The 6,737-nt window shown below is 72.5% G+C and carries 5 protein-coding genes; 3 read left to right on the plus strand and 2 right to left on the minus strand.

Annotated elements, in window-relative coordinates; translation table 11 throughout:
• Positions 1-234: 234 nt before the first annotated feature.
• Complete coding sequence (locus tag AB0958_RS44055; RefSeq protein WP_366896111.1) at positions 235-2,202, minus strand: UvrD-helicase domain-containing protein; 1,968 nt, start codon at positions 2,200-2,202, stop codon at positions 235-237.
• A 424-nt stretch (positions 2,203-2,626) separates the two neighbouring features.
• On the opposite strand from AB0958_RS44055, the gene AB0958_RS44060 reads away from it, so the two are divergent.
• Positions 2,627-2,806: a hypothetical protein gene (locus AB0958_RS44060; RefSeq protein WP_132891986.1), complete on the plus strand. Its 180-nt coding sequence runs from the start codon at positions 2,627-2,629 to the stop codon at positions 2,804-2,806.
• Positions 2,807-2,974: 168 nt separating this feature from the next.
• Positions 2,975-4,186, plus strand: coding sequence for a glycosyltransferase 87 family protein (locus AB0958_RS44065; RefSeq protein ID WP_366896112.1), 1,212 nt, complete (start codon positions 2,975-2,977; stop codon positions 4,184-4,186).
• Here AB0958_RS44065 and AB0958_RS44070 read toward each other — a convergent pair.
• Positions 4,144-5,787, minus strand: a complete 1,644-nt coding sequence (locus tag AB0958_RS44070) for a DNA repair helicase XPB (protein WP_358974283.1) — start codon at positions 5,785-5,787, stop codon at positions 4,144-4,146. The genes AB0958_RS44065 and AB0958_RS44070 overlap by 43 nt on opposite strands.
• Before the next feature lie 238 nt (positions 5,788-6,025).
• Between AB0958_RS44070 and AB0958_RS44075 the strand changes: the two genes are divergently transcribed.
• A complete protein-coding gene (locus AB0958_RS44075; protein ID WP_366896110.1) occupies positions 6,026-6,565 on the plus strand; it encodes a hypothetical protein in 540 nt (179 codons plus the stop codon).
• The last annotated feature ends 172 nt before the right edge of the window (positions 6,566-6,737 follow it).

Consider the following 6,737-nt stretch of genomic DNA (forward strand, 5'->3'; position numbering starts at 1 on the left):
ACCCCCCAGGTCATCCGTTCGACAGGGGGCAAAAGTCATGCCGGGCCCGGAAGCCAGCGGCCCTCTTGCAGGACCGCGGAAAACATAACGGGGCACCCCTCGGCCAGTCGGGAGGGGCCGTGGCCCGCGGGGCAGGAGCCGTGGCCCGCGGGGCAGGAGCCGTGGCCCGCGGGGCAGGAGCCGGTGGGGCCTTCCCGGCCCGGTGGCCCGGCGCCCCCTGGGCACCCGCACCGGTCAGGTCAACTGCGGGGGCAGTGGGGCCGTGTGGGTCACGATCAGTCCGGACACCGCTCGGGTCAGTGCCACGTACAGCCGCCGCAGGCCCGTCCGCTCGTCCGGTTCGCCGTCCACCACCGCCTGCGGCTCGTCGAGGACCACGTAGTCGTACTCCAGGCCCTTGGCGAGCGAGGCGGGGACCAGGGTGAGGCGGGTCTCGGCCGTGGTCTCCTCACCGGGGGCCAGGTGGCCGATGCCGGCCGCCGTCAGCGCCTGGGCGAGCGCGGGCACACGCGCGTCCGCCGCGATCAGGCCCGTCGAACCCTCGTTGCGCAGCAGCTCCGCGCAGGCCGAGACCACGTCGGCGGCCTCGGCGACGGCACGGACGGCGAAGAAACCCGGGTTCTCGCGGACCGAGGCGACCGGGGTGAGACCGGGCGCGATGTGCGGGAGGAGCCGGGAGGCGTAGGTGATCACGTCGGTCGGGACGCGGAAACCCGCCGTCAGCTCCTCGATCACGCCGTCCGCCTTGCCGAGGTGGGCCAGCGCCTCGTCCCAGCTCCGGGTGGCCCAGGGCGTGGTGCCCTGCGCCAGGTCGCCGAGGACGGTCGCCGAGCCGGTGGTGCAACGGCGGCCCACCGCGCGGTACTGCATGGGGGAGAGGTCCTGCGCCTCGTCCAGGACGACGTGGCCGAGGGAGTGCGTGCGCTCCACCAGATCCGTCGCCTCGTCGATCAGCACGGCGTCCGCCGGCGACCACCTGGCCGACTTCACCGACCGTACCGGCTTGGCCCACACGATCGTCTTCTGCTCGTCCTCGGTGAGGATCCCGTCGGCGTGCTCGGCCAGGAAGTCCGCGTCGGTGAGCAGGCGCAGGACCAGTTTCGCGGGGTCGACCGGCGGCCACACCCGCTTCACGGCCGCCTTCACCGCCGCGTTGCGCGCCACCGAGTCCTGCACGCGGTCGTCGGGCGCCTCCCCCGACCGCTCCATCTGGACCAGCACGGCGTGCGCGATCCGCTGCGGCAGAGCCGCGCGCGCGGCGCCGTACCGGATGCCCCGGTCCAGCAACTCACGGACGATGTCCTCCAGTTCGTACGCCGGAACGCGCCAGCGCCGGGAGCCGCGGACCACCACGACCGGTTCGGTGGGCATCGTGACGTGCGCGTAGACGGCCCGGCGCAGGACCTCCGCCATCCGGGCGTCGCCCTTGACGACCGCGGCGGCCGCGTCGTCGCCGCCCCGGAGCTCGACGTGCCGGCCCACCAGGTCGTCCACGGTCGCCTGCTGGACCGTCAGCTCGCCCAGCGCGGGCAGCACCTGCTCGATGTAGTGCAGGAAGGACCGGTTCGGGCCGATGACGAGGGTGCCGGTGCGGGCGAGCCGATCCCGGTGCGCGTACAGGAGGTAGGCCACCCGGTGCAGGCCGACGGCCGTCTTCCCGGTGCCGGGCCCGCCCTGCACGCACACCGTGCCGCCGAGCCCGCTGCGCACGATCTCGTCCTGCTCCGGCTGGATGGTCGCGACGATGTCGCGCATCGGGCCGACGCGCGGCCGCTCGATCTCCTGCTGGAGCAGCTTGCTGGTACGGGCCGCCTCGGCGGGGTCGGAGAGGTGCTCGTCCTCGTACGCGGTGATCTCGCCGCGGGTGTACCCGAACCGGCGGCGCAGCGCGATGTCCAACGGGTCCTTCTTCGACGCCCGGTAGAACGGCTGCGAGACCGGCGCCCGCCAGTCGATGACCATCGGGTCGCCGTCGTGGTCGTGCACGTGCCGGCGCCCGATGTAGAAGCGCTCCCCGTCCGCGCCCTCGGCCTGGTCGGCGCCGGGGGCGTGCAGGTAGTCGAGGCGGCCGAAGAAGAGCGGGGTGTCGCTGAGGTCGGCCAGCGCCTTGATGCGCTCGTCGATCTGGCGGGCCAGCACCTCGGCGTTGACCCAGTTCGCGGTGACGTCGCGGATGTCCAGCGACTCCACGTCCTCACGCATGGCGCGCAGGGCGGACCGGGACGCGGCGAGGTGCGCGCGCTCACGGGAGAGGGGGTCGGCTCCGGGACCGGCGGGGGAGTCCAGCGGCTGGTCGTGGGCGGGCGTGGACAAGGAGGTGCCTCCGAAGGGCCTGCGGGTCGATGGCGCTCAGGTGTGCGGGGCGCACAGGTGGCGGTGTGCCGACCGGTTTCCGTCCGGCCGACGGCACTCCGGGGAGGGAGGCGGGCAAGAGCGGGGATTCTAGTGAGGTGAGGGCGGGAGAGGCCAACGGATTTCCTCGGTGCCCCTCCCCCTAGGGGAGACATCACTCTGAAGGCCGGTCGGAGGTAGGGGTCGGGGTCCGTCCCGGGGTGGACGGGAGGATGCCGGAAATTGGACCCGTGGACCGATGCCGCGCTGATGCCCGAAGTACGACCATTGAGACATGAGCGCAGCAGCCATCACACCAGCCCCCAGCCGTCCGCCGGGCGCCACAGCTGTGGACGGCGCACCCCACCACCGCCTGGGCGACGCGCTGCGAGCCGTCAAGGTCTTCGTCACCGCGGCGTTCAGCGTCGCCATACTCGGCGAGTACGGCGAGGAAGCGGGCATACACCGCAAGTGACGGCATAGGGTCTCCACCGTGCCGAACCGCACGGTGCCGTCGCCCTGTCCTCCCCCGCCCCGGCCCCCCTTGTCCAGCTTCCTCCCGTCGCGTCTCCTCCCGTCCGTCTCCCTCCTGACGGCCTCCCTCACCTCCTTCGCCGCCCTCTGTCTTCTCCTCCACGCCCCGATGGCCGATCTGCTGGTCTACCGGGCGGAGGGCGAGGCCGTGGTGCACGGCGGTGATCTGTACGGCTTCACGGTCACCGAGTGGCGGCTGCCGGCGACGTACCCGCCCTTCGCGGCGGTCCTCTTCGTCCCGACGACCTGGATCCCCGTCCCGGCCCTGAAGGTGGCGTTCCTCGCGGGCAACGCGCTCCTGCTCGCCTTCCTCGTCGCCCTCTCCGCCCGGCTGGCCGGCCGCACCGCACCCCTGCCCCTGCTCTGCGCGGCGACCGCGGGCGCCCTCTGGCTGGAGCCGGTCTTCCAGACCCTCCTCTTCGGCCAGATCAACCTGGCGATCACCTGCCTGGTCCTGTGGGACCTCACCCGCCCGTCCGGCGCCCGCGCCAAGGGACTGGCCCTGGGCATCGCGACCGGCATCAAACTCACCCCGGCGGTCTTCATCGCCTACCTGTTCCTGACCGCACGCAGAAAGGAGGCGGGCGTTGCGACGGCGTCCTTCGCGGGCACGGCACTGCTCGGTGCCCTGCCCCTCCCCTCGGCCACCGCGGACTTCTGGACCCGGCGCCTGTTCGAGACCGGCCGGGTCGGCAGGTCCTGGATCGTCGACAACCAGTCGCTCCAGGGCCTGATCGCCCGCTCGCTGCACACCGAGGCACCGGGCCTGACCTGGGTGATCCCGACGGCCGCGGTGGCGGTGGCGGGCCTGTGGCTGGCATCCCGCGCCCACCGCGTCCACCGCGTCCACCGCGTCCCCCGCGGCGACCGCGTCCCCCGCGGCGACCGCGTCCCCCGCGGCCACCGTGACGTGGTCGACCGCGAGGCGGGGGACCGCTGGGGAATCCTCCTCACCGCGTTCACGGCACTGCTGGTCAGCCCGATCAGCTGGTCCCACCACTGGGTGTGGTGCGTCCCGCTCCTGGCCGTGCTGCTCGCCGCGGGCCGCCCGCGCCTGGCCCTGGCCACCGGGGCCGTGTTCACCGCCCGCACGATGTGGCTGCTGCCCCACGAGGGCGACCTCGACCTGCGTCTCCCGTGGTGGCAACAGCCTCTGGCGGCGCCGTACCCGCTCCTGGGGCTGGCGCTGCTGGCGGGCGCGGCCCACACCCTGCGGCGCGCCCCCCGGCGGTCAGGTCAGGACCTGCCGGACCTGCCGGGGGACCCGCCGGGCCGTGCTCAGCCCTCCGTCAGCAGCTCGTCCGCGTCCACGATCCGGTAGGCGTAGCCCTGCTCCGCCAGGAACCGCTGGCGGTGGGCGGCGAAGTCCTGGTCGATCGTGTCCCGGGCGACGACGGAGTAGAAGTGCGCCTGGTGGCCGTCGGCCTTGGGGCGGAGCACCCGGCCCAGCCGCTGGGCCTCCTCCTGGCGGGAGCCGAAGGTGCCCGAGACCTGGATGGCGACCGTCGCCTCCGGGAGGTCGATGGAGAAGTTGGCGACCTTGGAGACCACCAGCACGCTGATCTCGCCCTCGCGGAAGGCGTCGAAGAGCTTCTCGCGCTGGGCGTTGGAGGTCTCACCCTTGATGACGGGGGCGTTCAGATGCTCGCCCAGTTCGTCGAGCTGGTCGATGTACTGGCCGATGACGAGGATCTGCTGGCCCGCGAAACGCTTCACGATCGCCTCCGTGACCTTGCGCTTGGTCGCGGTGGTCGCACAGAAGCGGTACTTCTCCTCGGTCTCGGCGGTGGCGTAGGCGAGCCGCTCCGAGTCGGTGAGGTTGACCCGCACCTCGACACAGTCGGCCGGTGCGATGTAGCCCTGCGCCTCGATCTCCTTCCAGGGGGCGTCGAAGCGCTTGGGCCCGATGAGGGAGAACACGTCCGACTCCCGGCCGTCCTCGCGCACGAGGGTGGCCGTGAGACCCAGCCGCCGACGCGCCTGAAGGTCGGCGGTGAACTTGAAGACAGGAGCCGGCAGCAGATGGACCTCGTCGTAGACGATCAGACCCCAGTCGCGGGAGTCGAAGAGTTCGAGGTGCGGGTAGACACCCTTCCGCTTCGTCGTGAGCACCTGGTACGTGGCGATGGTGACGGGCCGGATCTCCTTGCGCGTCCCGCTGTACTCGCCGATCTCGTCCTCGGTGAGGCTGGTGCGCTTCACCAGCTCGTGCTTCCACTGGCGCGCGGAGACGGTGTTGGTGACGAGGATCAGGGTCGTCGACTTGGCCTGCGCCATGGACCCGGCGCCGACCAGCGTCTTCCCCGCGCCACACGGCAGTACGACGACACCGGACCCGCCGTGCCAGAAGTTCTCCACGGCCTGCTTCTGGTACGGCCGCAGCGCCCAGCCGTCCTCGGCGAGCTCGATCGGGTGCGCCTCGCCGTCCACGTACCCGGCGAGGTCCTCGGCGGGCCAGCCCAGCTTGAGCAGGGTCTGCTTGATCTGCCCGCGCTCGGAGGGGTGCACGGCGACGGTGTCGGGGTCGATGCGGGCCCCGACCAGCGGGATGATCCGCTTGGAGCGCAGGATCTCCTCGAGCACCGGGCGGTCGGTGGTGGTCAGCACCAGCCCGTGCGCCGGGTGCTTGCTGAGCGTCAGCCGGCCGTAGCGGTCCATGGTCTCGGCGATGTCGACCAGCAGCGCGTGCGGCACCGGGTAGCGGCTGAACTCCACCAGCGCGTCCACCACCTGCTCGGCGTCGTGGCCGGCCGCCCGCGCGTTCCACAGGCCCAGCGGGGTCACGCGGTAGGTGTGGATGTGCTCCGGTGCCCGCTCCAGCTCGGCGAAGGGCGCGATGGCCCGACGGCAGTCGTCCGCCCGCTCGTGGTCCACTTCGAGGAGCAGGGTCTTGTCGGACTGGACGATCAACGGACCATTCACGCGCGGCACCCTTTCCCTTCGGTCCATGCGGCCATCGCCATGGCGGCCATCGTCATGGACCAAAGTTCCAGTGTGCCTGAAGCGCGAGCGATCACCTTCGCCGTCGTACGCGATGTGCTTCACCTGTGCCCGGTGGCGGCGGCTGTCCGATCGTCCTGTGCAACCTTGAGCCCGTTTCGGATGTCATGTCCGAGGGGAGCCGCGCGGCGCGTGCGGCTCGGGGAGGAGGGGCGGGGTGATGTCCGTACGCATCTGGGGGACCGGCGCCGGGGCCCTGGCGGTGCTGTTCGCCGCCGGCGTGTGGGCGCGCGGGTCGAGTGCCGTGGACGCCGCCCTGTGGGCCGAGGTACGTCCCGTGATCGAGGCCCGGCTGGTGGCGCGGTCCGCCGGGACCGGCACCGGGGAGAGCGAGCCCGCCGCGGGGGCGCGCTGGTTCTGCCGGGCGGAGGCCCTGGACCTGGAGGCGAGCGGGGACCGGGTGCGGGCCGGCATCGACAGCCTGTGCGAGGAGTTCGGCGTGCACGAGGGCGCCCTGGTGCTGTTCGGTGGCGCCGAGACACCGCAGGTGGTGCGGCTGGAGCGGGACACGGCGCACGGCGGCTACCGGGTCGTCTCCACCGAGGAGGCCCCGGACGACGCGGACACCGCGTGGTACGAGAAGCACTTCAGCCCCTACGCCGAGTCCCGCATCCACAAGAAGATGGCGTCCGCCGGGCTGGAGGCCGCGGCCCGCACCCACTTCGGCCTGCCGGCGGACGCCCCGGTGCGGGACAGCTGACCGCCCCACCACGCGCGACCGGCCACGACGGTGACGCGGCCGATCGACGTCGCAGGGCCCTGGGCCGACAGCCCCTAGCTAGGGCCCTTCTGATGGATCTCCGCGGCGTCGCGACGCCCGGCACGCACGCTCGACGCACGGGGTGGCGGGCCAGGTGGCTCCGCCACATGAC

The sequence above is a fragment of the Streptomyces sp. NPDC006655 genome (assembly GCF_040703965.1).
Classification (GTDB): Bacteria; Actinomycetota; Actinomycetes; order Streptomycetales; family Streptomycetaceae; genus Streptomyces.